This is a genomic window from Variovorax sp. S12S4 (genome assembly GCF_023195515.1).
Lineage (GTDB): Bacteria > Pseudomonadota > Gammaproteobacteria > Burkholderiales > Burkholderiaceae_C > Variovorax.
In genome coordinates this window covers 2,613,920-2,638,786 of the sequence record NZ_JALPKR020000002.1, presented here as the reverse complement: position 1 = coordinate 2,638,786, position 24,867 = coordinate 2,613,920, and the positions used below count along the sequence as shown (strand labels likewise).

The 24,867-nt window shown below is 65.7% G+C and carries 26 protein-coding genes and 1 pseudogene; 9 read left to right on the top strand and 18 right to left on the bottom strand.

The window, feature by feature from the left end; all coding sequences use genetic code 11:
• Position 1 precedes the first annotated feature (1 nt).
• From M0765_RS12945 to dksA, 3 genes are read right to left on the bottom strand one after another with little or no spacing between them, the layout of a single operon-like run.
• Positions 2-1,066, bottom strand: coding sequence for an STAS domain-containing protein (locus M0765_RS12945; protein ID WP_258504034.1), 1,065 nt, complete (start codon positions 1,064-1,066; stop codon positions 2-4).
• Positions 1,063-1,704 carry a hypothetical protein gene (locus tag M0765_RS12940; protein WP_258504033.1) on the bottom strand — a complete coding sequence of 214 codons (642 nt, stop codon included), beginning with the start codon at positions 1,702-1,704 and terminating at the stop codon, positions 1,063-1,065. The genes M0765_RS12945 and M0765_RS12940 overlap by 4 nt, the downstream gene beginning before the upstream one ends.
• 44 nt (positions 1,705-1,748) lie before the next feature.
• Positions 1,749-2,372, bottom strand: coding sequence for an RNA polymerase-binding protein DksA (gene dksA / locus M0765_RS29225; RefSeq protein WP_012746056.1), 624 nt, complete (start codon positions 2,370-2,372; stop codon positions 1,749-1,751).
• Between the two features lie 13 nt (positions 2,373-2,385).
• Here dksA and M0765_RS29220 point away from each other — a divergent pair, with 13 nt between their 5' ends.
• The gene (locus M0765_RS29220) at positions 2,386-2,826 is read left to right on the top strand and encodes a hypothetical protein (protein ID WP_337297390.1); all 441 of its coding nucleotides are present in this window, start codon (positions 2,386-2,388) and stop codon (positions 2,824-2,826) included.
• A 301-nt stretch (positions 2,827-3,127) separates the two neighbouring features.
• The gene (locus M0765_RS12930) at positions 3,128-4,609 is read left to right on the top strand and encodes a YdgA family protein (RefSeq protein WP_258504032.1); all 1,482 of its coding nucleotides are present in this window, start codon (positions 3,128-3,130) and stop codon (positions 4,607-4,609) included.
• Positions 4,610-4,688: 79 nt separating this feature from the next.
• Here M0765_RS12930 and M0765_RS12925 read toward each other — a convergent pair whose 3' ends face one another.
• The 9 genes from M0765_RS12925 to M0765_RS12885 all read right to left on the bottom strand — a co-directional run bounded on the left by M0765_RS12925 (position 4,689) and on the right by M0765_RS12885 (position 11,375).
• Entirely contained in the window at positions 4,689-5,750 is a 1,062-nt protein-coding gene (locus M0765_RS12925; RefSeq protein WP_258504031.1) for a CobW family GTP-binding protein, read from the bottom strand.
• 85 nt (positions 5,751-5,835) lie between these two features.
• Positions 5,836-7,056 carry a class I SAM-dependent rRNA methyltransferase gene (locus M0765_RS12920; RefSeq protein ID WP_258504030.1) on the bottom strand — a complete coding sequence of 407 codons (1,221 nt, stop codon included), beginning with the start codon at positions 7,054-7,056 and terminating at the stop codon, positions 5,836-5,838.
• Positions 7,053-8,093 (bottom strand): tyrosine recombinase XerC, encoded by a 1,041-nt coding sequence (locus M0765_RS12915; protein WP_258504029.1) that lies wholly within the window; start codon positions 8,091-8,093, stop codon positions 7,053-7,055. Before M0765_RS12915 ends, M0765_RS12920 begins: the two co-directional genes overlap by 4 nt.
• Positions 8,077-8,682, bottom strand: a complete 606-nt coding sequence (locus M0765_RS12910; protein ID WP_258504028.1) for a YdcF family protein — start codon at positions 8,680-8,682, stop codon at positions 8,077-8,079. The genes M0765_RS12915 and M0765_RS12910 overlap by 17 nt, the downstream gene beginning before the upstream one ends.
• A 26-nt stretch (positions 8,683-8,708) precedes the next feature.
• Positions 8,709-9,407 carry a DUF484 family protein gene (locus M0765_RS12905; RefSeq protein WP_157612032.1) on the bottom strand — a complete coding sequence of 233 codons (699 nt, stop codon included), beginning with the start codon at positions 9,405-9,407 and terminating at the stop codon, positions 8,709-8,711.
• Positions 9,404-10,288, bottom strand: a complete 885-nt coding sequence (gene dapF, locus M0765_RS12900; protein WP_258504027.1) for a diaminopimelate epimerase — start codon at positions 10,286-10,288, stop codon at positions 9,404-9,406. The genes M0765_RS12905 and dapF overlap by 4 nt, the downstream gene beginning before the upstream one ends.
• Positions 10,289-10,295: 7 nt before the next feature.
• Entirely contained in the window at positions 10,296-10,778 is a 483-nt protein-coding gene (locus tag M0765_RS12895; protein WP_258508245.1) for a 2-hydroxychromene-2-carboxylate isomerase, read from the bottom strand.
• Entirely contained in the window at positions 10,775-10,972 is a 198-nt protein-coding gene (locus M0765_RS12890) for a hypothetical protein (protein ID WP_258504026.1), read from the bottom strand. Before M0765_RS12890 ends, M0765_RS12895 begins: the two co-directional genes overlap by 4 nt.
• 25 nt (positions 10,973-10,997) lie before the next feature.
• A complete protein-coding gene (locus tag M0765_RS12885; RefSeq protein ID WP_258504025.1) occupies positions 10,998-11,375 on the bottom strand; it encodes an I78 family peptidase inhibitor in 378 nt (125 codons plus the stop codon).
• A 58-nt stretch (positions 11,376-11,433) separates the two neighbouring features.
• Here M0765_RS12885 and M0765_RS12880 point away from each other — a divergent pair, with 58 nt between their 5' ends.
• On the top strand, positions 11,434-12,375 hold the full coding sequence (locus M0765_RS12880; RefSeq protein ID WP_258504024.1) for a LysR family transcriptional regulator: 942 nt from the start codon (positions 11,434-11,436) through the stop codon (positions 12,373-12,375).
• Here M0765_RS12880 and M0765_RS12875 read toward each other — a convergent pair.
• Positions 12,338-14,494 carry an alpha/beta hydrolase domain-containing protein gene (locus M0765_RS12875; protein ID WP_258504023.1) on the bottom strand — a complete coding sequence of 719 codons (2,157 nt, stop codon included), beginning with the start codon at positions 14,492-14,494 and terminating at the stop codon, positions 12,338-12,340. The genes M0765_RS12880 and M0765_RS12875 overlap by 38 nt on opposite strands.
• 269 nt (positions 14,495-14,763) lie before the next feature.
• Here M0765_RS12875 and M0765_RS12870 point away from each other — a divergent pair, with 269 nt between their 5' ends.
• From M0765_RS12870 to M0765_RS12855, 4 genes are all read left to right on the top strand, one after another.
• The gene (locus M0765_RS12870) at positions 14,764-15,642 is read left to right on the top strand and encodes a LysR family transcriptional regulator (protein ID WP_258504022.1); all 879 of its coding nucleotides are present in this window, start codon (positions 14,764-14,766) and stop codon (positions 15,640-15,642) included.
• Between the two features lie 131 nt (positions 15,643-15,773).
• Positions 15,774-16,559, top strand: a complete 786-nt coding sequence (locus M0765_RS12865) for an aldolase (RefSeq protein ID WP_258504021.1) — start codon at positions 15,774-15,776, stop codon at positions 16,557-16,559.
• A 36-nt stretch (positions 16,560-16,595) separates the two neighbouring features.
• Positions 16,596-17,939 carry an MFS transporter gene (locus M0765_RS12860; protein WP_258504020.1) on the top strand — a complete coding sequence of 448 codons (1,344 nt, stop codon included), beginning with the start codon at positions 16,596-16,598 and terminating at the stop codon, positions 17,937-17,939.
• A gap of 2 nt (positions 17,940-17,941) precedes the next feature.
• Positions 17,942-18,535 (top strand): 2-hydroxychromene-2-carboxylate isomerase, encoded by a 594-nt coding sequence (locus M0765_RS12855; RefSeq protein ID WP_258504019.1) that lies wholly within the window; start codon positions 17,942-17,944, stop codon positions 18,533-18,535.
• Between the two features lie 204 nt (positions 18,536-18,739).
• Here M0765_RS12855 and M0765_RS12850 read toward each other — a convergent pair.
• Positions 18,740-19,490: pseudogene (locus tag M0765_RS12850) on the bottom strand (SDR family NAD(P)-dependent oxidoreductase).
• 93 nt (positions 19,491-19,583) lie between these two features.
• On the opposite strand from M0765_RS12850, the gene M0765_RS12845 reads away from it, so the two are divergent.
• Entirely contained in the window at positions 19,584-20,513 is a 930-nt protein-coding gene (locus tag M0765_RS12845; protein ID WP_258504018.1) for an AraC family transcriptional regulator, read from the top strand.
• A 162-nt stretch (positions 20,514-20,675) separates the two neighbouring features.
• Here the strand turns inward: M0765_RS12845 and M0765_RS12840 are convergent, their stop codons facing one another.
• The 4 genes from M0765_RS12840 to M0765_RS12825 all read right to left on the bottom strand — a co-directional run bounded on the left by M0765_RS12840 (position 20,676) and on the right by M0765_RS12825 (position 23,673).
• Positions 20,676-20,927, bottom strand: coding sequence for a hypothetical protein (locus tag M0765_RS12840; protein ID WP_258504017.1), 252 nt, complete (start codon positions 20,925-20,927; stop codon positions 20,676-20,678).
• Between the two features lie 69 nt (positions 20,928-20,996).
• Positions 20,997-21,494, bottom strand: a complete 498-nt coding sequence (locus M0765_RS12835) for a GNAT family N-acetyltransferase (protein WP_258504016.1) — start codon at positions 21,492-21,494, stop codon at positions 20,997-20,999.
• Positions 21,495-21,559: 65 nt separating this feature from the next.
• On the bottom strand, positions 21,560-21,907 hold the full coding sequence (locus M0765_RS12830) for a hypothetical protein (RefSeq protein ID WP_258504015.1): 348 nt from the start codon (positions 21,905-21,907) through the stop codon (positions 21,560-21,562).
• 212 nt (positions 21,908-22,119) lie between these two features.
• Positions 22,120-23,673 (bottom strand): methyl-accepting chemotaxis protein, encoded by a 1,554-nt coding sequence (locus M0765_RS12825; protein ID WP_258504014.1) that lies wholly within the window; start codon positions 23,671-23,673, stop codon positions 22,120-22,122.
• 146 nt (positions 23,674-23,819) lie between these two features.
• Here M0765_RS12825 and M0765_RS12820 point away from each other — a divergent pair, with 146 nt between their 5' ends.
• Positions 23,820-24,839 carry an RNA polymerase subunit sigma-70 gene (locus M0765_RS12820; protein ID WP_258504013.1) on the top strand — a complete coding sequence of 340 codons (1,020 nt, stop codon included), beginning with the start codon at positions 23,820-23,822 and terminating at the stop codon, positions 24,837-24,839.
• The last annotated feature ends 28 nt before the right edge of the window (positions 24,840-24,867 follow it).

The following is a 24,867-nucleotide window of genomic DNA, read 5'->3' as shown; positions in this document are numbered from 1 at the left end:
GTCAGTTCTTGCGAACCGCTACCGTGGCGTGGTCGGCAATGCCCACCAGGTCGAACAACGCCGCAATCAGGCGATGGGCGTCCACGAACTGGACTCGCTCGCCCTGGGCGTCGCGCGCACGCACCCAGCTCAGCAGCGTGCCGGCGGCGGCAAGGTCCATGCGCAGCAGCGCCGCACACGAAATAACCGGCGCGGTGGTGTTGCGCAAGTCGACGTCCAGCCGCTGCAGGCTCGAATGCGCCTCGCCGCGCAGGTCGCCGGCCAAGGCGGCAAAGCCGCTGTCGGTGGAAGGAAAGCTGTCCGATTCGCCGTTGACGGACAACAGCGACCACACGGAGCCGGCGCCCGAGCGGCTCCCTTCCGGCGCCTCGATCGTGGTGCATTCGCCATTCGGGTCTTGCCACGCAGGCGGCGACACCTCGTAGGTAATGCAGTAGTTGAGCGCCACCAGCTCGAAGTCGTCCGGCAGGTTCATCATGCGCAGCGTGGCCAGGTGCAACTGCCACCACACGTCTTCGGTGCTGCGCTCGTTGTTGGGCGTGGCCTCGGCCAGCACGGCAAGCAGTTTGGCCGAGCCGATGAAGCGCAGCTTGACCGGCGAATTCGCCCAATGGGTGAACAGCACGCGCAATGGAGAGACGGCATCGGCCTCGACCGCGGTCAGCGCGCGCCAATCGAGCGTCCAGATCGGGCCGGCCTGCGACAACGCACGCGTGAGGTTGACCAGCCCATCGCGCGACAGGCGTGCGGGGCTGGTCCAGTCGGCAGCCGCCGAAGCCAGTTCGGCGTGCTCGCTGGCGGCTACCGCCTGCACGTCGCGCGCCAGTTCGTCGAGTGGAACCCAGTCGGGCCCCATGCGCTTCATGCGCTGTGCGTAGCGCATGCGGGCGGCGGCAAACCGGGTCGCGTCGCCGGTGGCGCGATACAGGTCGAACAAGGCGCGCCAGCGCGTCTCGTCGCGCTCGGCGGCGGCGTGGTCGCCCTCGGCGCCGGCACTTTCGGAGGCCAGGGCCTGCAGAAGAATGGCTTCGGCGCCGGTGTCGTCGCCATGCGCGAAACGGATCACGGCCTCTTCGAGTGCGCTGTCCCGCGCGAGCCGCGCGGTGAGCAGCGAGGTGTCGTCGACTGCCGCGCTGCCCGGGATGCTGGCCGAAAAGGAGCGGCCGCGTGGGCCGGCACAGGAGTCTCGGCGGCGGGCGCAGCGGCCGGTGCAGCAGGCGCAGCCCTGAACGTGGGCGCCGCGAGCAGGCTGGCCACCTCGGCCTCGTCCATCGGCGGGGGCAGCGTCTCGGCGCCGGCCTCGGGCGGCGCATTGGCCAGCACCTCGCCGTTGGGGCCGCGGCCCTTCCACCACTGCTGCGACATCTGCTCCTCGATCTCGTCGATCTTCTTGAGCGTGAGTGCGCGGCCCTCGGACTTTTCCGTGGTGGTGTTCAGGTTGAAGGACGACGGCGTGACCGTGCCTTCGAAGGCATGGGCGGCCGCTTCGCGTTGCCGCAGCTTGCGGAGCATGTCGAACTCGCGCCGGCGCACAAAGTCGTTGCGCTGGCGCCGCTCGATCATTTCCTTGAGCATTTCCCGGCTGTAGGCCTGATCGGGCAGCGTGGAATCGGCGGCCGCATTCAGCTCCGACCAATCCTTCAGCGGATTGCGGACGAACTTCGCCACCTTGGAAAGGAGGCGGCTCGTTTCTTCCTTAGCCATCTACAGGAATTTCGAGGCGAACTGGGCTCTTGCAATCTTTCCGTTCAGTCCCCGAACATCTTCTGCTTGAGTTCGCGGCGCTGCTGCGCTTCGAGCGACAGCGTGGCCGTGGGGCGGGCCAGCAGGCGGCCGACGCCGATGGGTTCGCCGGTTTCGTCGCAGTAGCCGTAGTCGCCGGCGTCGATGCGCTGGATCGACTGCTCGATCTTCTTGAGCAGCTTGCGCTCGCGGTCGCGCGTGCGCAGCTCGAGTGCGTGCTCTTCCTCGATGGTGGCGCGGTCGGCCGGATCGGGCACCACCACGGTGTCTTCGCGCAGGTGCTCGGTGGTTTCACCGGCGTTTTCGAGAATGCCGCGCTTGAGCTCGACCAGCTTCAGGCGGAAGAACGCCATCTGCTTTTCGTTCATGTACTCGGAGTCGGGCATGGCGATGACCTCGGCGTCGGTCAACTCGGCAGCCGACTTGGCTTTCCAGTTGTTGGCGAGCTTCGGGTCTTTCTTGACCGCCACGGGAGGCGGCGGCACCAGCGCATTGGAGGGCGCCTGCGAGAAGGAGGACTTGGCAGCGGTGGAAGCCACCGATTGCGGCATGGAAGGCACGGTCAGCTGCGACAGCCGGGACACGCGGCCACCTCGCGCGGGGGCGGGTGCGGCGGTCTGAGCGGGCATCGAAGGTGTCGCCGTGGCGGAAGAAGAGGCGGCAGCCGTTTTTTTCATTGGTATCGGAGGGGCAGAAGTAACGGCAGCAGTGCGGCCGACAGTTTTGGATGGCGGTAGACCCGCATCTGCAGTTTTGGTTGCACTCCTGGCCGGGGCGGATGCCTCCGGCGGCGCAGCAGACTTTGCAGGCTTGACGGGCTTCTTTGCAACGGTCGCGGCCTTGGCCGTTGGCGTTGCTGGCTTCTTTGGAGCGCTTTTTTCTTTCGTGGCCGGAGCCTTTGCAGCGGAAGAAATCTTTTTTGCCGCGGGTACAGCCGGCTTTGCAGCCACCGCTTTGGTGGCGGCGGACTTGGTTGCTGGCATTGCCTTGGCGGCGGGTTTCTTCACGGTGACTGGCTCCTTGAACGAACTGGAACGCGCTTTCACTGGGTGTCTCCTCCCAAGGGAACCACTGCGGGATTGAGGCCCCGCGGGCTCCACTTGTCGGAGTGCTCGCAGCGACGAACCCCGGGGTTATACCCCCGAAAGCCCGCCAGAAACTTGCGGCGCCCCCTGCCGTAAGCCACATCTCGCTCTTAAAACGAAAGCGTGGCTGCCGGAACAGGCGCGCGATTGTATAGAGAACTCAAAACAGAAGGGAGATGTACCTGCAAACCGCTTACGTCCGTTAGCATCCCCGGCGTTGCCGGAGGGGGCAACAAGACCTGCCGAGCCCAAGCGGCCCAGCGGATCGATCCGATCATTCATACAAAAGAGAAGAAATCTTGAGCAAAAAAGCAGTTTTGGGCACGCTGGCCGCAGCCATCGCCGTTGCCTATGGTGGCAGCACGTGGTGGGCGGGCTCCAAAGTCAAGTCCAGCTACGAAGCCGCCCTGGAGGAGTTGCCGAAGCAGACCGCGCTGGTGCGCGTGATCGATCGCAAATACGAAAGCGGATTCTTCGGTGCAGTCAGCACCGTGACCTTCGAGTTCGGTTGCGCCGCCGATACGGCCGCCGCGCAGGTGCCCGCGGTTGCCAAGCCCGCCGAGCCGGGCGAAGAGGACGACGAAGAAGCCGATGCCGAGAGCACGCCGTTCAAGCCGGTGCGCATTACCGTGCGCGACACCATTCGCCACGGCCCGATTGCCGGCGGCACGCTGGCTGCGGCCACCATTGACAGCGAACTGGTGCTCGATGTGAAGGCCCAGGCCGAAGCCGAAAAGCTCTTCGGCAAGGCCAAGCCCCTGACCGCCCACACCAAGGTGGCGTTCAACGGCGGCTACGCAACCGACCTGACGGTGGCGCCGATCAAGCTGGCCGAAGAAGGCAAGGGACAGTTCACCTGGCAAGGCGCACAAATGCGCGCCGAGATGAACGGCGCCCGTACCCAGGTGAACTACAGCCTGGCAATGCCCGGCCTGGACCTGACCGACACGCGCACCGGCGTGACCCTGAAAATGGGCAAGCTGGCCGGCAAGGCCGACATGAACAAGAGCGAAGGCTGGATTCTTGCCACGGGCAAGACCGAAGCCCGGCTCGACAGCTTCGAGTTCTCGGCGCCCAAGGGCCTGGGTGCCAGCGGCAGCGGCAAGCCCCTGCCCGCCGTGCTGCTGCAGAACATCGACATGATTGCCGATGCCAACATCAAGGACGGCCTCTACGAATCGATCGGCACCATCAAGGGCACCGGCAAGGTCGGCGAAACGAAGATCGACAAGTTCGAGATGACCAGCGGCGGACGCCGCATTCACGCGGCCGGCTACAAGAAGCTGGCCGACGCCTGGATGCAGTCGGCCGCCATCAACGGCTGCGGCAAGGGCGGCGGCAAAGCCTCCCAGGCCGCCATGCAGGCGCTGATGGACCAGCTCGCCCCGGACCTCAAGGCCATGGCCAAGTACAACCCCGAGCTCGGGCTGGACAAGATGCTGGTCGAAATCGGCGGCAAGCGCGGCGAAATCAGCTACACGGCCGGCCTGGTCGGCGTGACCGACGAAGACCTGAAGGAACCCGGCATGGCGCTCCTGATGAAGCGCGGCGTGCTCAAGGCCAGTGTGCGGCTGCCGATGCAATGGCTGGAGCAGATTGCCGCCACCGGCGCCGAGAGCGGCCAGCTGCCGCCGCCTGAAATGGTGGCCGGCCTGGTCGAGCAAGGCGAAGGCATGGGCTTCGTCAAGCGCGACGGCACCGACATCACGAGCCAGGTCGAATACAGCGAAGGCAACCTGAAGGTCAACGGCAAGCCGCTGGGCGGCATGGGCGGCAAGTAAGCCTCGGCTCAACAAAAAAGGCGCTGCCCCTCGGGGCAGCGCCTTTTATTTGGCCGGGCTCAGTGCAGGCAGCGCGCCGTCACACCAGGCACTGCTCGAGCCCCTGCTCCAGTATTTCGCGCGGCAGCTCGATGCCGATGAACACCATGCGGCTCTGGCGCGCTTCGTCCTTGCCCCACTCGGGGCCCAGGTCGCTGCCCATCAGCTGGTGCACGCCCTGAAAAATCACCTTGCGCTCGGTGCCCTTCATGCTCAGTACGCCCTTGTAGCGCAGCATGCGCGGGCCGTAGATGTTGACGATAGCGCCCAGAAAATCCTCCAGCTTGGCCGGGTCGAAGGGGCGGTCGGCCTTGTAGACGAAGCTCTTGACATCGTCGTCCGTGTGGTGATGGTGGCCGTGCCCCTCGTGCTTGTGCGAGGGATGGTCGCAATGCTCGCCATGCGCGTGGTCATGCCCATCGTGGTCGTCGTGATCGTGGTCGTCTTCCTTCAGGAAGTCGGGGTCGATGTCGAGCTTGGCGTTCAGGTTGAAGCCGCGCAGGTCGAAAATGTCTTTCAGCGGCACATCGCCGAAATGCGCCTTTTGCTGCGGCGCGCGCGGGTTCATGTGCTTCAGGCGGTGAATCAGCGCCTCGGTTTCTTCGGCCGACACCAGCTCGCTCTTGCTGATGAAGATCTGGTCGGCAAAACCCACTTGGCGGCGCGCTTCCTGGCGGTCGTTGAGCTGCTGCGGCGCATGCTTGGCATCGACCAGCGTCAGGATCGAGTCGAGCAAATAGCTCTCGGCAATTTCGTCGTCCATGAAGAAGGTCTGCGCCACGGGGCCGGGGTCGGCCAGGCCGGTGGTCTCGATCACCACGCGGTCGAAGTCGAGCAGGCCCTGGCGCTTCTTGGCGGCCAGCAGTTGCAGGGCTTCGCGCAGGTCTTCGCGAATGGTGCAGCAGACGCAGCCGTTGCTCATCTGCACGATCTGCTCTTTCGATTCGGTCACGAGAATGTCGCTGTCGATGTTCTCTTCGCCGAACTCGTTCTCGATCACCGCGATCTTCTGGCCGTGGGCCTCCGTCAGGATGCGCTTGAGCAGCGTCGTCTTGCCCGAGCCTAGAAAGCCGGTGAGGATGGTGGCGGGAATAAGGGCCATGGTGTGCTCCGAAGGCGGAAAACTGGGAAGAAGAAAAACTGGAGAGGCAGTTTAGCCAATGCCACTCAGTTGCGTTGGCGCGGGGTCAAGCCGGCTTTTTCACCACCACCAGGCCCTTGAGGTATTCGCCCTCCGGGAACTCGATGGTCATCGGGTGGTCGGGCGCCGCGCCGAGGCGTTCGCTGATGTAGCCGTCTACTTGGGCGTCTATGCCCGCCGATGCCACGATCTTGTGAAAAAGATCGGCGCTGATGCCACCCGAGCATGAAAAAGTCAGCAGCACGCCGCCGGGCTCCAGCAGCTTGAGCGCAAGGCGGTTGATGTCCTTGTAGGCGCGGGCCGCGCGGTCGGCATGGGCCGCGGTGGGCGCAAACTTGGGCGGGTCGAGCACGATGGCGTCGAAGGTCCGGCCCTGTTCGATGAACTCGCGCAGCACGGTGTTGACGTTGGCGTCCAGAAACTCGGCCTTCACGCCCGAACCCTCGCTGCCGAAGCCGTTCAGCGCCAGGTTGGCCCGCGCCTTTTCGAGCGCCGGCTGCGAAGAATCGACCGACACCAGCTCCACGCCATCCATCGCACCCGCCGCCTGCAGGCCGGCAAGCGCCGCCACGGTAAAGCCGCCGGTGTAGCAAAAGCAGTTGAGCACGCGCCTGAAGCGCCGGTGCTGAGCCAGCTCGGCAAAGCGCTGGCGACTGTCGCGCTGGTCGAGATAGAAGCCGGTCTTGTGGCCGGTCGCAATGTCGAGCGACAGCTTCCAGCCATGCTCGCGAATCGTGATCTCGGTGGCGCCCTCCCCGCGCAACCAGCCCGTGACGGGCTTCAGGCCCTCGCGCTCGCGCCCGCTGGCGTCGGAACGCTCATAAAGCTTGTGCAGCCCGGTCGCCTCGAGCAGCGCGTCGGCAATGGCAGCCTTCCAGCGCTCGACGCCGGCCGACAGGAACTGCGCCACCAGCGTGTCTCCGTAGCGATCGACGATAAGGCCCGGCAGCCCATCGGCCTCGCCGTGGATCAGCCGCACGCCGTCGCTCTGCAGGTCGAAAAGCCCCCTGGCGGCCACGGCGCGGGCGCACACCGAGGCCAGGAATGCGGCATCGATGCGCTGCGTTTCGACAAAGCTCCAGGCCCGCGCGCGGATCTTGGAAACCGGGCTGAACGCCGCCCACGCCAGGAAGGCGCCGTCATGCGATTCGACCCGCACCGTTTCGCCCGAATCGGCGCCGCCGCGTGCAATGGCGGATTCGAAGATCCAGGGGTGGCGGCGCTGCAGCGAGCGCTCTTTGCCGGGCTTGAGGCGGAGGGTTTTCATTTTTGGGTGTCGTCTTTTTTGGGCTTGGCCCGCGCACTTGCTTCGGCGCGTGCCTGTGTATCCGTGCTCTCGGGCCGGGCCTGCGCGCGCGGATGGGCCGCGTCGTAGGCCTTGGCCAGGTGCTGAAAATCCAGCCGGGTATAGATCTGCGTGGTGGCAATGTTGGCGTGGCCCAGCAGCTCTTGCACGGCGCGCAGGTCGCTGCTCGACTGGAGCACGTGGCTCGCGAACGAATGCCGCAGCATGTGCGGATGCACCGGCGCTGCAAGGCCGGCCTTCAGGCTGCGCTCGCGCAGCAGCTTCCACACCGCATGCGAGGACATCCGCAGGCCCTTGCTGTTGATGAAAAGCGCCGCGGCGCCGGCCGGATCCCGCAGCCCGGCCGTGGCCAGCGCCGGGCAATCGCCGCGCACCGCGAGCCAGTCGCGCAGCGCCTCGGCCGCCTTGCTGCCCAGGGGAACGATGCGGCGCTTGCTGCCCTTGCCGAGCACGTTGGCTTCCATCGCGTCCAGGTCGACCCAGCCAAGGGCCGTGTTGCTGGCGCGCGCATCCAGGCCGGTGAGTTCGCTCACGCGCAGGCCGCAGCCGTAAAGCACTTCGACGATGGCGCCGTCGCGCGCCTCGGTCCAGGGGTCGGCCTCGGGGTCGTAGGTTTCGGCGAGCCGCACCGCGTCGTCCACAGCCAGCGCCTTGGGCAACGGCCGCGCGGCCTTGGGCGCATGCACGTCCTGCACGGGGTTGAAGCCCACCAGCCCCTCGTTGCCGAGCCAGCGGTAGAAGCTGCGCCAGCAAGAAAGCACCAGCGCAATGCCGCGCGCCTCGCGGCCGGCGCTGTGCAACTGCGCCATCCAGCGCCGGATGTGCGCGGTTTGCACGCGGTCCAGCGCAAGCCCGGCCTCGGCGGCGTTGGCCGAGAGCGCCTGCAGGTGAATGGCGTAGAGCTCGACCGTGCGCGCCGCCAGCCGGCGCTCCACGCGCACGTGCTCCAGGTATTTTTCTACCCAGCGCGTGTCGGTCGTCTCAGTGGAGGTAGCCATTGAACGCATTGTTCACGACAGCCAAAGGCTCGCGCAATGCGCCCTTGAAAACCATGCCCCAGCGCTGCCAGCAGCGCGTGCTGGCAGCGGCGTACTGCACGTCGAAGTCTTTGTCGAACCCGGCGGCCCGCACCAGCCGCTCGACGCGCCACAGGTGATAGGGCTCCGACACCACGATCACGCTGCGGATGCCCGCCGCCTGCAGCAGGGGGCGCGACATCGCCAGGTTCAGGCGGGTGGACGTGGAGGCCGGCTCCAGCAGCAGCGGACCGGCATAGCCTTCGGCGCGCGCATGCTGCTGCATGACCTCGGCTTCGATGCGCCCGTCTTCCTTGTCGACACCGCCCGAGAGCACCAGTTGCTTCACGCGGCCCGCATTGGCCAGCGCAATGCCGGTGTCGACCCGGCCGGTGAGGCACGGGTTGGGCTTGCCTTTCAGGTAGGCGCGGTTGCCCAGGATCAGCGCGGCATCGGCCGCGCGCTGGGGCGGGCTGTCGAGGACCTCGACCGCACGCCGCCAGACGATGGCCGCAATGGCCAGGTAAGCCAGCAGCCCGCCAAGCAGCACCGTCCACAGCACGGGCCGCACGGCCCGCCCGGACCGGTGCCGCCCGCTCAAGGCCGCAGCCGCGACAGCGCGCCCGAGGCCAGCTCGGCAATGCGCTCGAGAAAGTCGGTGCCCATTTCGGCGTTGAAGCGCTGTGCGTCCGGCGAGGCCAAAACCAGCAGGCCGAAGGCCGGCGACTCGGCATCGGGCCGCAGCGGAATCAGCGCAATCGACATGGCGCCGGCCGGTTCGGGCAGCCAGTTGGCCGCCTCGAAGCCCGAGTTGAGCCCGCAATAAGGCGAAGTGAGCGAGGTGGCCAGCGCCTTCACGTCGTCGCTCACCCACTGGGCGTAGGCCTCGTTGAGGTAGTCGGCGCCGCAATCCCACACCTTGATGGCGGTTTGCGGCACCAAAAACAGCGACTGCAGGTCGACCGCAATGCGGTACGGCAGGCTGCGCGGGTCGCGCGTGGTCAAGAGGCCCTTGGTCCAGCGCTGCAGGCGGTCGGCAATAACCACGTTTTCAGTGCCGTGGCGCACCATGTCCATCAGGCGATGCTCCAGCGCCTTGATCTTTTCGCGCAGCATCTCGGCCTGGCGCTCCTGCAGGCTCACGGCGCGGTTGCCGTGCGGGCTGGTGAGCTGCACCTGCGCCAGCAATTGTGCATGCCGCTCGAAAAAGTCGGGCGTGTTCGCCAGGTAATTGGCGATGTCGTCTTCGGTGATCGGGTTCATGGCGTCGTCTTTGTTGTTTCTGAAGTTGGTCATGGCAGCTCGGGCACCTCGATGTCTCCCTCGAAAACCGTGGTGGCCGGCCCGGTCATGAGCACCGGGTTGCCCTCGCCCTCCCAGCCGATGGTGAGCACGCCGCCGTGCGTTTGCACGTCGACCCGGCTGTCGAGCAGGCCCAGCCGGATGCCCGCCACCACCGCCGCGCACGCGCCGGTGCCGCAGGCCAGCGTTTCGCCGGCGCCGCGCTCGAACACCCGCAGCTTGACGTTCGTGCGGTCGATCACCTGCATGAAGCCGGCATTCACCCGCTGCGGAAAGCGCGGATGGTGCTCGATTTGCGGGCCCTGCCGCTCGACCGGCGCCGTGTCGACGTTGTCGACGACCTGCACCGCATGCGGATTGCCCATGGACAGCACCGCTACCGAAACAATGGCCGAATCGGCATGCGTGCCAAGTGCCAGGTGCCAGGTGTGCCAAGCGCCCGTGGGCTGCGGGTCGAGCCCCGCGGTGTCGAAGGGCACGCGGGCCGGCTCGAAGATGGGCGGGCCCATGTCCACCGTCACGCGTCCGTCTTCGCTCATGCGCGGCTCGATGATGCCGGCCAGCGTTTCGACGCGCACCATGTCCTTGTCGGTCAGCTGGTGCTCCCGCACAAAGCGCATGAAGCAGCGCGCGCCGTTGCCGCACTGCTCCACCTCGCCGCCGTCGGCGTTGTGGATCACGTACTGAAAGTCGATGTCTTTGCCCGCGTCCTTGGAGGGGCGCCGCACCGTGAGGATCTGGTCGGCGCCCACGCCGAAGTGGCGGTCGGCCAGAAAGCGGTATTGCGCGGCCGTGAGGCCCAGCGTGCCGCGGGTTTCGTCGAGCACGACAAAATCGTTGCCGGCTCCCTGCATCTTGGTAAAGCGGATTCGCATCCGGCGATTATCCGCCCCTGGCGTGGCGCAGCTTGTCCAAAGCCCTGTCCAGAAAGGCCAGCCGGTCTTGCCCCCAGAAGCGCTCGCCGTTCAGGATGAACGTGGGCGCGCCGAACACGCCGGCCTCTATGGCGTCGGCGCTGTTGGCGCGGTAGATCGCAAGGGTTTCGGCCGCCTGCTCCAGCGCCTGCAGCGAGGCGCCGTCGTAGCCGTTTTCGTCGGCCACCGCGATGCGCACCGCCGCTTCGGAGGTATCGCGCTCTTCCGCCCACAGCGCGCGCAGCAGCGCATGCGAGAGCGGCTGCGCGTCGAGGCCCTTCAGCTGGGCGGCGATCACCATCCAGCCCGGGTACTTGTTCCAGTTGGGGTCGACCGGAGCGCCCTTGGGGTAGTACGCCGGCTCCAGGTTGAGCGGCATGCCCAGGTAGTCGCGCCAGCGCGCCAGTTCGAGCGCGTGGTACGTGCGCCGCGGCTCGGGCCGGGTCTTCAGCGGAATGCCGCCGGTTTGCGGACCACCGCCTGAAAGTCGTAGGGCTTGAGCGTGAGTCGCACATGGTGGCGGCGCACGATGTCTTGCAGCTGAGGGCCGCCCAGGTAGGCCCAGGGCGAGGAAAGGCTGTAGTAGCAGTCCAGCGCGATGGGCGCGGCGGAGGAAGTCGAGGTGGTGCTGGTCTTCTTCGTCATTGCGAAATTATTAGGTCAATGCCCCTCAGCCGCAGCGGGCGGCAACCACCAGGCCTTGCGGGTCAAGGTCGACATTGAGCCGCGCCGGATCCGTCGGCACCGGCAGCGGCGTGCCGGCCGCCGAGGTACGGGCCGACTTGGAGCCGGTGCGGGTGCGCATTTCTTCAAGCAGCGGCGGGTTGAGCGGCCGGCCGAGCGCGTAGCGCGCCTGCGTGGCCTGGCAAGCTTCCTCGGCGGGCACAGTCACAAAGCTCGGCGGCGGCGGCGCCTCGGAGGTGAGCGGGCGGAACTCAGGCTGTGCCTGGCAGCCGGCAATGAACAGCATTGCCGCGCACAGGGCCGCCGCCATGGCGCCGCGCGCCCGCGTGGAAGAGATGAAACCGGTTTGCTGAGGCATGGGCATGGTGTGTGTCGCTTCTTTCAACGGATCGTATCGCCGGCGGTGGTCAAATCCACCCGCAATGATCAACCTGAATCGTTTCGATCTCATCTCTCTGCGACTTTTTGTCGCAGTTGTCGATGGCGGAAGCCTGACCGCGGGCGCGGACCGATTCGGCGTTTCGCTCCCGGCGGCAAGCAAGCGCATTACCGAGCTTGAGCAGCACTGCGGCATGGCGCTGCTCCAGCGAGGCCAGCGCGGCGTCACCGCAACGCCCGAAGGTCAGACCCTGCACCGGCACGCCATCGAGGTGATTGCGCGGCTCGAACAGCTGGTGCAGGCCGTCGACGATCTTCAATCGGGCGCCACCGGCCACCTGCGGCTGTGCGCCAACCCCTCCGCTTTCGGCGGCTTTTTGCCCAGCGTGCTGGCCGAGTACGCGCGGCGCTATCCGCAGGTGGTGATCGACATGGAAGACGCCTTGAGCGAAGACGGCATTCGCGCCGTGCTCAAGGGCACGGCCGAGCTGGCGGTGATTGGCGACAACGTGCCGCACGAAGGCCTGGAAACCATCGTCTGCAACGTCGACCAGCTGGTGCTGCTGGTGCCGGCGGGCCACGCGCTCGCCGGCCAGCAGAACGCCTCCATCGTGAACGTGCTCGACCATGACCTGGTCACCCTGGCACGCAGCGCATCGCTCACGCGCAAGGTGATGGCGGCGGCCGACGCGGTCAAGCGCACACCCCGCATCCGGGTGCAGGTGCGCAGCTTCGATTCGATGTGCCGCATGGTCTCGTTCGGGCTTGGCCTGGCCATCTTGCCGCGCGCGGCTGCCGCGCTTTATGCCCAGGCCCTCGGCCTTGTGCAGGTGGGCCTCGAAGGCATCGAGATGGAGCGCGTGCTGCTGCTGGCCATGCGCAGCCGCGTGGAACTCTCCGTGCCGGCGGCTGCCCTGGTGGAAATGATCGAAGAAAGCACCGCCGCGTTCAGCGCAGCACGGCACTCTCCGAAGCCTGCCGGATAAGGCGGTCGCGGTCCGCGGGCAGAAGAAAGCCCTGCGCGAACGCCTTCTCGGCGGCGCCTCGCACGGCGGCCACGTAGCCCTCGTGGCTGCCGTAGCGCTCCTCGAGCGACAGGCGCGGGTCGCCGCTGGCAGCTCGCTCGGCGCGCGTGCGTGCGAACGGCACGTAGCCGCCCACGTAGTTGCACACCTGGCCTCGATGGAACCCCTCTGCGGTGACGTTGAAGCCCAGGTAAGTGCCGAGCGGCGCCATCACCAGCACCGTGGGAACGCCGTCGATCTCGTTGCCGTCGGCATCGACCTTCGGCACTTTCATCGGGATCACCTTCTTGATGACCGGCGGCACGTGGGTGGGCACGCCGGAGGCTTCCGCATGATTGAATTGCGGCCCCCAGTCGTAATCGAACACCGGAAAGGCAAAGTTCTCCGGCAGGAAGATCGAGTCCGGAATGCCGGGCACGCCGCTCGGAAAACCCATCGCCTTCTTGTTGGCGTCGACCAGCGTCTTGCCCGCAAGCGTGGGCCAACGGCTGGGCGGCGGCGGCGTTCCGTTCAGCACCCAGTCGCGCATGGCCAGGCGCAGCACGTTGGTAATTTCAGTGTGCGGCACCGGGTTTGCCGCCAACGTGCCACGGCCGAAGTTGTTGCCGGGGCAGCTTGGGCCAGTCGTGGCGGTAGCAGTGGCCGTGCCCGTCGCCGCGGGCATGTGCGTGAAGCCGCCCGCGCCGCCGCCGTGGTGCGAGCTCGGCACGTAATAGCGCCGCACGTTGCGCGGCAGCGGAATGTCCGCATCGCCCGCCGTGCCGATCCACTCGGGCGTGAGCTTCAGCGCGTACACCTCGGCCGACCCGAAGTGCTCGATCACCTTCGGGCAGGTGTCGTTGGTGTCGCAGCGCGAGAAGATGCTGCCGGTGGGTTGCTTGCGCACCGGGTCTGGCCAGTCCACCCACCACTGCGGGCCTTCGCTGCCCTGCTGGTACAGCTCCAGCACGCCGTCCGGCTGGGCCCAGCGCGAGTTGGCCGCCACCCGGCGGCCCGCGATGATCGGCCAGGCCCCGTCGTACACCTTGCGGTTGCGCTCGTCCTGGTTCAGGCCCATGAAGATGAACTGCCGCACCATGTTTCCGGACTGCGACACCCCCCGCACCGCCGTGCCCTTGACCAGTCCCGCTACCGGATTGCGCGTGCCGAAGTCGTCGGCCGCCTCGTAGCGAAAGAAGGTGCCCACATCGCGGAACGCCGCCATGCCCACGCCCAACACATAGGCGTTTTGCGCCGGGTACACCACCTGGTACAGCAGGTTGGCGTCGAAGCCGTTGCGCAGGCAGATGTGCACCGGCAGGTTGCCGGGCGCATTGGCCGGGTTGATGTCGATGGGTGTGCCAGGAAACGGATTGCCCGCGTCGCACTTGGCAAACGCCCAATCGCCCGCCGCAATGGCCGGCCCTTCGGTGACAACGCCATCGACCGTTTCCTTGGTGTGCGTCTTCAGCGTTGCCTTGGTCGTGTCCGGCGTGGCCGGAAGGTAGGGCACGGGGTTGGTCTGCACCATCAGCGGCTGCGAGGCTGCGCCGCTGCGGTTGACGATGCGCCCGAACACCTGGCCTGTGACAGCCACGCCGTTCACCTTGGCAATAGGCGCCGCCACCCAGTGATTGGTGCCCTCCGCCCGGTTGGCGGGAATGCCCGTGTTGCCCGCGTTGTCCGCCTGCCAGCCGCTGCGCAGGCCAATGTCGCCCAGCTCGCGTTCGTCCACAACAATGGTGCCCGCGCCGCCGCGGTTGGGCACGTCGTGCCACAGAAAGCCGCTCGCCCGGCTTATGTCGACCGGCTTCACCAGATTGAAGGTGGTCTCGTACCGCACCTTGCCGTCTGCGTCCGCCCCCAGCTTGATGTCGGTGATGACGCTGTTGTGCGGATCGTTCGGGTCGAGCTCGCCGAAGGCACGGCCGCGAATCTGCTCATAGGGAATCGACTGCCCCGCAAGAGGCGCGACGCTGTCGATCACGATGCGAGTGACGCGGGCATTCGCGGGCGCGGCAGCAATAGCTATGGCCGCTGCGGCTGTCGCCGTGAACCAGCGCAGGCGCAACTGGCGCCCGACCGGGCTGTTGGGGTGCATGCTGTCTCCTGTCTCTTTTTTTGTGCGGACCGACGCTGGTGTCAGCGCTTCGCATCCTCACAATTCGCGCGCAGGCCGACAATTCGCGTCTTGTTTAGCCGGTCTTAACCGATGGTTAAGGGCGTCGCTTCGCATTGCTCATTGCATCAGGGGAATCCCGACGCCTGGGCTGCTCTCGCAGGCAGATCTGCTCGGCCCGATCCTTGCATTGCGCCAATACGGGCGCGCTCGCTCCAGTGGGTGCTTTCCGTTCCAGATGCAAAGGCCACATGGAAACCTTCGACCGCCAGCTTCGCTATTTTCTGCAGATTGCACAGCTGAAATCGCTATCGCGGGCGGCTGAAGATCTGGACCAGACGCAATCCGGCCTGAGCCGGCAGCTCGCCGCGCTCGAAGCCCACGTGGGCAAGGCACTGTTTGTCCGCACCGGCAGAGGTGTCGAGCTGACCGAGGCGGGCCGACAGCTCAAAGAGCAGACCGAAGGCGCATTCCGCACCATCGACACTGCACTCGACACGCTACGAGTGCGCGATGGCGTCACCCAGGGCACGGTGCGGCTTGCCGTGATCCACACCCTGAGCTACTACTTCATGGGCGAGGTCGTGGCCCGCTTCGTCAGCCAGCACGAAAGCGTCAATCTCTCGCTGCTGGGGCGCAGCTCTCCCGAGGTGGTGGAGTTCGTGGAAAGCGGCAAGGCCGATGTTGGCTTCGTCTACGACTCGGCGGTTGCATCGGCCGGCGTGGTCTCGCGGCCGCTGTTCGACGACGAGATGTGCCTGCTCGTGCCGGAGGCCTGCGACATCGGCGATCGGATCGACCTGACCGTGCATCTGCCGAAGCTTGTCGCATTTCCTTCCCACTACATGCTGCGGCGCATGGTGCACAGCAGCGGGCTCGTTCCCCAGATAGCGGCAGAGGCCGAGACGGTCGACGCCATGCTCGAGATCGTGTCTTCTGGGGTCGGGTGCTGCATCCTGCCATGCCGGATTCCCGACAAGCTGCTGATCGACCACCGCTTGCGCAAGGTCGCCATTACCCGGCCGGCGCTACGCCGGCGGGTCGTCGTCATCGTCAAGGCAGGACGCGTGCTTCCGCCGATCGTCGAGCACCTGGTCGACGCCGCCATCGCCATCGCCGCCGGCTCCTGAGGCCCGCCGCCGCATAGGTGCTATGCGGTCTGCTGCATGGCTCGCGAAGGCCGCTGTCTCGATACTTCCCACGGCAGCGGACGTGCGTGGGGTGCTCATGCAGCCGCAAACCCAAACCACGGACGGCATGCATGAAAGACGACCTGCGAACCAAGGAGTATTTTGACGAGCGCGCGACGCGCGAGATGGCGCAACACCTGAAGGACACACCGCGCGACATGTGGGAGACGCTGGCCCTTGCCTGCCGGATCCTTGCGATGACGGGACAGGAGGCCGGCCTTGCCGGCCAGATCAGCGCCCGCTCGGAGCGTCCAGGCGCCTACTGGACCCTGCGTTTCGGCCTCGGTTTCGACGAGGCCACGCCAAGCGACTTCATCGAAGTCGACCAGGACCTGAACACCTTGAGCGGCACGGGCATGGCCAATCCGGCGACCAGATTCCACCTCTGGGTGTACCGCGCCCGCCCCGACGTGCAGTCGATCATCCACACCCATTCGCCCTGGGCGTCGGCGTTGGCGGCGGCGCGTCAGCCGCTCGTCATCTCGCAGATGGACATGACTCCGCTTCACGAAGACTGTGCGTTCCTTGCCGAGTGGCCGGGTGTGCCCATTGCCGACCAGGAGGGCGTGATCATCTCCGAAGCGCTCGGCAGCAAGCGGGCAATAGTGCTCGCTCATCACGGCTACCTGACGGCCGGCCACACCATCGAAGAGGCTACCTACCTTGCCGTCTACCTGGAGCGTGCTGCCCGTATGCAGCTTCGGGCGCAGGCTGCCTTCGGGGTGCTCACGCCCGTTGACGACGCGCTGGCGCGAGAGGCGCACGACTATCTGCTGAAGCCGTCGATCGTCAACGCGACGTTCAACTACTGGTGTCGCCAGACCACGGCACTGCGCACAGGCCATGCAGCCTCCTGAATCCCACACGCATTCGCAACACTACCTGGTGACACCATGAACACACACACTGACAGCGGTGCAAGCGAGAAAACCGACGCCAAGCGTCGCTATGTGACGGCCGGTCTCGCAAGCATGATGGGGACCACCATCGAGTGGTACGACTTCTTCCTCTACGGAACGGCCGCCGCATTGATCTTCAACAAGATCTTCTTTCCGGCCTTCGATCCGATCGTCGGCACCATGGCGGCCTTTGCGACCTATTCCGTCGGTTTCTTCGCGCGGCCGCTCGGCGGAATCGTGTTCGGGCACTTCGGCGACAAGGTCGGACGCAAGTCGATGCTGCTCATCACCCTGATGCTCATGGGCGTGCCCACGATCCTGATCGGCCTGATCCCGTCCTACGAGCAGATTGGCTACTGGGGCGCAGTGCTGCTGGTGTGCATGCGCTTCCTGCAGGGCGTGGCGGTGGGCGGCGAATGGGGCGGTGCGGTGCTGATGGCGGTCGAACACGCGCCCGAAGGCAAGAAGGGATTCTTCGGAAGCCTGCCGCAAGTCGGCGTGGCACCCGGCCTCATCCTGTCTTCCCTGGCGATGGGCGCGGTTGCCAAGCTGCCGGAAGCGGACATGCTGTCCTGGGGCTGGCGCATTCCGTTCCTGGCCAGCGTCGTGCTGCTGCTCGTGGGTTGGTTCATCCGCGCGAAGGTGGCCGAGTCGCCCGACTTCCAGGACATCGAGCAGGTGGGCAAGAAAGTGCGGGTGCCCGTGGTCGAGGTGCTGAAGAAATACCCGCGCGAAACGCTGGTCGTCGTGGGTGCCCGCCTGGCCGAGGTGACCTGGTTCTACACCACGGTGACATTCGCGCTTGCCTATTCCACAGGCACTCTCGGCATTCCGCGCAGCACCATGCTCGATGCAATCATCTGGGGCGCCACCGCCGCGTTGCTCACGATGCCCTTCTTCGGATGGCTGGGCGACAGGATCGGCCAGAAATGGGTGTTCATGATCGGCACCGTGGGCATCCTCGCATGTGCGCCGCTGTTCTTCTCGTTCCTTCATACACGCGAGGGCTTCTGGATCAACGCCGCGCTGATCCTTGCCGTGGGTCTGGTGTATGCCTCGCTCTACGGGCCTGAAGGCAGCCTGTTCTCCAGCCAATTTCCCGCGGAAGTGCGCTACACCGGCATTTCGCTGGCGGTGCAGGTATCCGGCGCCATCGGCGGCGGCCTCGCGCCGATCGTCGCGACCTGGCTGCTGAGCAAGGGAAATGGAGATCCGCAGTACGTGATCTGGTACCTGAGCGCACTCGGGGCCGTGGCTTGCTTCAGCGCGTGGAAGATGCACGGCGACCAGCGCTTCAAGGTGCTTGCTGCATCCCCGCTCCTGGCGAAGGCGCCCTGAAGATGCCGCGAACGATCGACTATTACTTCTGGATGAACTCGGACTGGGCCTACCTGGGTGCGGACCGGCTCGAGGACCTGGCGGCGCGGCACGGCGTCTCGATCCGCTACCTGCCTGTCGATCTTCCCGCCGTTTACGCGCGCACCGGGGGCGTGATCTTGCCGAAACGTGCGCCCGAGCGGCAGGCCTATCGCATTGCCGAGTTGAAGCGATGGTGCAAGCGCCTCGGCATCCATGTCAATCCGACGCCCCGGTTCATGTGCCCGGATGCCGGCCTTGCGTCACGCGTGGTCATCGCAGCCGACGCGGCGGGAGTGCATGTGGCCCCGCTCTACAAGGCAATTCTGGCGGCCGAATGGTGCGATGAACAGGACATTTCCGACGCATCGACGCTGCGGGCGATCCTTCTTTTACACGGCCTGGACGCCGACACGCTGCTGCGTTTGGCCGAGACGGCTGCCGTCCAGGCAGCCTATGTACGCAACACCGATGCCGCCGTCGCGGCGGGCGTCTTCGGCTCGCCCTCCTATGTGCTCGATGGCGAACTATTCTGGGGGCAGGACCGCCTGGAATTTCTTGAGCTAGCGCTGCGTTGAGGGGTGAGTAGCACCGCTGACCCGAGTTGGCAGGCGAGCACCGCACTGTTGTCGCGCGCTTACGGCTCTTTGAATGGACGGCCGCTTTGGAGCAAATGGAAGGTCGGCTTGGGGCCCTGAAGCGACGTTCAGAACGTCGAAGTCCGCGGCGGGAAGCGGCCATTCGTCCTGCGCACGGTCCTTTCGATATAGCGTCCTCGACGCTCATGCGTCTAACAGTGCGATCGCGTCCACACCTGCCGGAATCCGCATCGGCGCGGCAGGGTCGGTCACCGCCCGCCACACGGCCTCAGCCACATCCTTCGAGTGCGTGACCGGCGAATCGGTGTCGCGCACAGCGGCGAACACACGCTGCGTGAAGTCGGCATAGGCCGCATGCGCGCTGCCGCTTACGAGGCGGCGGGCGTTGTCGCCAAAGCTCGTGCCCGGCGCTCGACCTGGCAGTACCAGCCGCGCGCGCGCCGAACGACGCCAGCTCCAAGTCGAGCGATTCGGTAAATGCGTTCACCGCCGCCTTGCTCCCGGTATACACCGACAACAGCGGCAGCGGCTTGAGCGTCACGCTCGATGTTACGTTGACGACAACGCCCGCTCGCCGCTCGCGCAGTTGTGGCACCACGGCCCGGGTCATCGCAATCGTGCCGAGGACATTGGTCTCGAAGACCTCGCGCACGCTAGTCATCGCGATGCCTTCCAACGGGGCCAGCAGGCCGATGCCGGCGTTGTTGACCAACGCATCGATTGACCCGGCCTGCTCCACGCAATGGCGGACGCTTTCGGCATCGGTCACATCGAGCGCGAGCACGCGTAGCCGATCGGAGGACGGCAATGCGTCTTCGCGGGGCGTGCGCATCGTCGCGATGACGCGCCAGCCTCTTTCGAGGAAGAGGTGGGCGGTCTCGAGGCCAAAGCCGGACGAGCACCCAGTGATGAGGACAGTGGAAGTGAGAGACATCAACAAACTCCTTTGAGGTGATGTCGTCACGATAGAAGTCCAAAGCCGGACTGGCTACATTTGTAGGTCCAAGTTTTTGTCGAGAGAGTCCACATGACCGATCCCCTGGCCGAAGTCGTGTCGTTGCTGCAGCCGGGCGCGCCGTTCTCCAAGCTCGTGGTCGCGTCAGCGCCGTGGGCGGTGCGCCGTACCGAGACCGGCCGCCCCTTCTACTTCGTCTTGTTGCAGGGAAGTTGCCTCCTGCGCATCGACAGCGCAACGCACAGCGACACCATCACGCTAAATGAAGGCGACTTCGCGCTGCTCCCCTCTGCGCGTTCCTTTGCAACGTCGAGCCTCGACCGGCAGCCGCCGGGCGACGACGAAGCCGTTGATACGGCGATCGTCGCAATGCCCGGCGGCGCGCGGGTCGGCGATCCGGATGGACCCGTCGACACCCGCATGCTCGTGGGCAATTGCATTTTCGGATCGCCGGACGCTGCGATTCTGGTGTCGTTGCTGCCGAACTGGGTGCATATCCAGGGCGAGCACCGCCTGTCGACGCTGGTGCAGTTGGTGGGCGACGAATCCCGCAACGATCGGCCCGCGCGCGAGATCGTGATGGCGCGACTGCTGGAGGTGCTCCTGATCGAAGCGCTGCGCTCGACAGCTAGCTCATCGACATCCTCCAGTCTCGTGCGGGGCCTGTCCGATACCAGGCTGGCGCTGGCGCTTCGGCTGATGCACCAGCGGCCATCAGATCCATGGACGGTTGCACAGCTGGCGCGCGAGGCCGCGATGTCGCGCTCGGCATTCTTCGAACGCTTCAGCGGGGCTGTTGGCATGGCACCGATGGAATACTTGCTGGCTTGGCGCATGGCGCTCGCGAAGCAGCTGCTTCGGCAACGCGAAATCGCGATCTCGGAAATCGCGGAGCGCGTCGGCTACAGCTCGGTAAGCACGTTCGGCGTTGCATTCACACGGCACGTTGGCATTCCGCCGGGACGTTACGCCAAGCGAGGAGTGGGCGCTGCAACGGCATGACCAGTGCTGCCGCTTGCAAGGCTCGTGTTGTTGCCACTCCGCTCGCGCGAATCGCATCTGGTGATTGGGCGTCAGACAGCCCGCAGAAAAAGCTGACGATCGCGACCGGCTGGTTCTGGCCGCATTTTGCCCTTAGGGACTATGCACCGGAGCACGACTGGCTCACGTGGCGTCATGCTGCAAAGAGGCCAGAATCGCTTTCAGGCGCTGCGTCTGCTTACGCTCGTACTCAGGCTCAAGCGCTCGTATGTCTGCATCAGAGACGAAGTGATAAAGAAGGTGAATGACATTGACGGCTGCAGCCTCTGCTTCTGAATACGGCCGTAGCGCTGCCAAGGCGTCCTCGCCAACCAGTTCTCCGGAGGTGATTCGCGCCGCGAGGTGCTCTAGCGCTTGAACATCGGACAATCGCATGTGGCTTCCATGGCTTAGACCAGTGGCTGAACGATGGCTATTGGGCGGCTGTAGCCGGTCGAACCCTCTTTAGTCCCTAGTGGTTGCAGTCGGTAGTTCATACCGCGCATACGAGAAGGCCCCTATCTGAACGACGCTGTGTAGGGCGAAGCCGAAGCCTTCATAAAGGTTCCGGAGCCCTTGGCGATCGGCGACGCAATCTAGGCGAAGGTGAGCACGTCCAAGCTGCTGGGCCCGACTTCGAGCATATGACAACAGTGCCGTCGAGACGCCCTTCTTCGCCCACGCCCGGCGCACGGCGAGCTTGTGGACGAATGCCGAGGTGCCCGGCAGAACCTCCGGCCAAAAATAGGCGTCCTCCAACTCGAACTTCATGACGCCAATCAGTTGCCCGTCCTGACGGGCAATGTGGAAAAGGCCGTCGTTCACATCTTTCTGAACGCGTTCGCGGTCAATTTCCGCTGCCGACCAAAGTGGCCTACCGCCGCCAGCGAGCCACTCGGCTGCCTCTTGCAGGATAGAGGCAACTATTGGGGCATCGGAGGGGCGCGCTTCCTGGATGTTCATGGATGGCAAGAATTCATTCGGCGACCGTAGCGAAGGTCCGGTTGTGGCCGAGACCTGCCTGCACATCAGGCTTTGAATTCTCGAATTACCTCGATCAGTCCGACGATGTTTTCGTTGAGTTCCTCGAGTTCTTCCGCGGGAATCCACCATTCAGTGTGGTTCACGCCTCCGACCTTCTGAATCTCGTAACGGTCCATGAACTCCTTTCGGACGTGGAACCGTGTGACACAGCCATACCCACTGGCTTTGACGTTCCAGTCACTGGCAATGTCAACGGCGTACTGCTCGTTGGTCACCGGGTAAAAAATGGGTTGCTCCGGCAGGCGGGGCGGCCACTTGGTAAATCCACTCTCCCGAACAAGGGCGAGTTCCTCTGGCCCGGTCGGGCGATACAAGACAACGGAATCGCTCATGACGTTCGGCCTTCTCTGCTGTGGTGATCACCAGTTGGAGCGAATTCTGACTTAAGTCCAGATGTCCGATCTTGGCCGACTGTAGCCTCACGGCCGATCGGCGCAAAGGGGCCCACTCCAGCCGTTCGAGAAGCGAGATCTTCTGTCACCCCCATGACGGGTGCGGGTGTTCCTACGTGGCGGCGACGGGCGCGTTGCAAAGCCGCGTCGCGTCAGAGCCGGAACGCGCTGACCGCCTGCGAGAGGCTGCCGGCCTGCGCCTGCAGCGATCCGGCGGCAGTGCCCGCCTGCTGCACCAGCGCGGCATTCTGCTGCGTGCCCTGGTCGATCTGTGCGATGGCCTGGTTCACTTGCTCGATGCCGTCGGTCTGCTCCCGGCTCGCGACCGTGATCTCGCCCATGATCTCGGTGACGCGCTGCACGCTGGCAACGATCTCGCGCATGGTGCGGCCGGCCTGGTCCACCAGTTCGCTGCCGGCTTCGACGCGGCCTACCGAATCGCCGATCAAATCCTTGATCTCCTTGGCCGCCGCGGCCGAGCGCTGCGCCAGGCTGCGCACCTCCGAGGCCACCACGGCAAAGCCGCGGCCCTGCTCGCCGGCCCGTGCCGCCTCGACCGCTGCGTTCAGCGCGAGGATGTTGGTCTGGAAGGCGATGCCGTCGATCACGCCGATGATGTCGACGATCTTCTTCGACGAGCCATTGATGGCCGCCATGGTGTCGATCACCTGCCCGACGATCGTTCCGCCCTCGGCCGCCACCGACGATGCGGAGACCGCGAGCTGGTTGGCCTGCCGCGCGTTCGCGGCGTTCTGCTTGACGGTGGAGGTGAGCTCTTCCATAGACGCCGCCGTCTCCTCGAGCGAACTCGCCTGGTGCTCGGTGCGCGACGACAGGTCGCGGTTGCCGGCCGAGATCTGGGCCGAGGCTTCGCCGATGTTCGCCACGCCGCGGTGCACCTCGCTGACCAGCCGGACGAGGCTGGTGTTCATCTCGTGCAACGCCCGCATCAACAGGCCGGCTTCGTCGCGGCCGGCGGGCATCACCTGGGTGGCAAGGTTGCCGGCGGCGACCGACTGCGCCACGCGCACCGCCTCGTTGAGCGGACGCGTGATCGAACGCGTGAGCCACAGCGCAGCGGTGATGCCCAGCGCCAGAGAGAGACCACTGAGCAGCAGCATCAGCCAGCGGGCGGTCTGGTAGGCCTGCGCGGCCTCGGCCGCGGTGCGATCCGCGCCTTCCTTGAGCACCTTCTCGAAGGTGCCGACATGAGCGATCACCTGCGTCAGGAGCGGCATGCATTCCTGCGTGAGCGCGCGCACGGCGTCCTCGGTCTTGCCGCCGGTCGCGAGCGACACGACCTTGCCCGCGATCACCAGGTACTGTGCCTCGAGCGCCTGCAGCTGCGCGAGCAGGCGCTGCTCTTCTTCCACCGCGGCCGAGTGGGGGTCTTTCAATATGGCGCCCAAGGTCTTCATGCCCTCGTCGATCTCGGACTGGGAGGACTTCACGAGTTCCAGGTCCTTCTTCTGCAGCTGCGCATCGCTCACCAGCGCCAGATTGCGCGCCGCGATCGCCCGTGTGCCGATTGCAAATCGAATTCGGTTGAGCGCATAAAGCTTGCCGCCGGCCACCTCGTTGACGACCCGGATCTCATCGGCGAGCCTGGCCATTTGTTGCAGGCCGATCGCGCCGATGGCAAGCAGGAGCAGCAGCAGTAGCGTGAAGCCCATCCCTAGACGGGTGCCGATCTTCAGGTCTCTCATGGAATTTTCGGGAACGAATGGAGGTTCGATTTTCCTGGGGGCCTCGTCGCGGCAGTGGGCAAACAAGGGGGCAATGCGGTTCATTTCGGGCGTTTGCCCGCGGGGCGACTACGCAGCGATTGCCGTCGGTTGCGCCAGAATGCGCCATGCCCCCTGCGCCCGACCTTGCTGCCCAAGCCGAGTGCCTGACGCGTGCCCGTGCCGGCGACACCGCTGCTTTCGACCAACTGGTGGCGCCCCATCGCCGCCAGCTTCACGCTCACTGCTATCGAATGTTGGGCTCTCCGTTCGATGCAGACGACGCGCTTCAAGAGACCCTGCTTGCCGCCTGGCGTGGCCTGGCCGGCTTCGAGTCGCGCAGCGCGCTCGGCACCTGGCTTTACCGCATTGCCACCCACGCATGCCTGCGCATGATCTCGCAGCGCCCCCGCCGCATGACATCGCCGGACCATGGTGCGCCGCTGCAGGCCACGGCCGAACTGGGCGAGCCGGTGGCCGGGCCGGTGTGGTTGGAGCCCTTGCCCGATGCCGAGTGGATCGGCAATCATGAAGATCCGGCCATCACGCTGCAAGGGCGCGAGTCGGTCGCTCTCGCATTCGTGGCCGCGCTGCAGCACCTGCCCGGCACGCAGCGCGCCGTGCTGCTGCTGCGCGAGGTGCTGGAGTATTCGGCAGCCGAAGCGGCCGAGATGCTCGGCACCTCGGTGGCGTCGGTCAACAGCGCGCTGCAGCGCGCGCAGAAGACGGTGAAGGAGCGCGCACCGGCGGCCGACGTGGAGGCACTCGGGGCGCAAGGCGTCCATAGTCTGCTGCAGCGCTTCGTCAGCGCCTGGGAGAGCCGCGACGTCGCAGCCCTGGCCAGCCTGCTGGCCGAGGACGCGCGATTCACCATGCCGCCGCTGCCCGCCTGGTTCAGCGGCCGCCGCTTCGCGATGATGTTCTTCGCCGAGCGCGTGTTCCAGACGCCTTGGCGTTTGCAGCCCCTGCGCGCCAATGGCCAACCCGGCTTTGCCTGCTACATGCAGCACGCCGGTGCCGAGCGGTTTACGCCAGGCGGCGTGGTGCTGCTGCGCCTGCGCGGTGGGTTGATCGAATCCATCGACAGCTTCATCGACCCGGCAGTCTGCCGGCGCTTCGGCATGCCCGACGAACTTCTTATCTGCTGATGCGGCTGCCGGGGCCGATGAGTTTGGC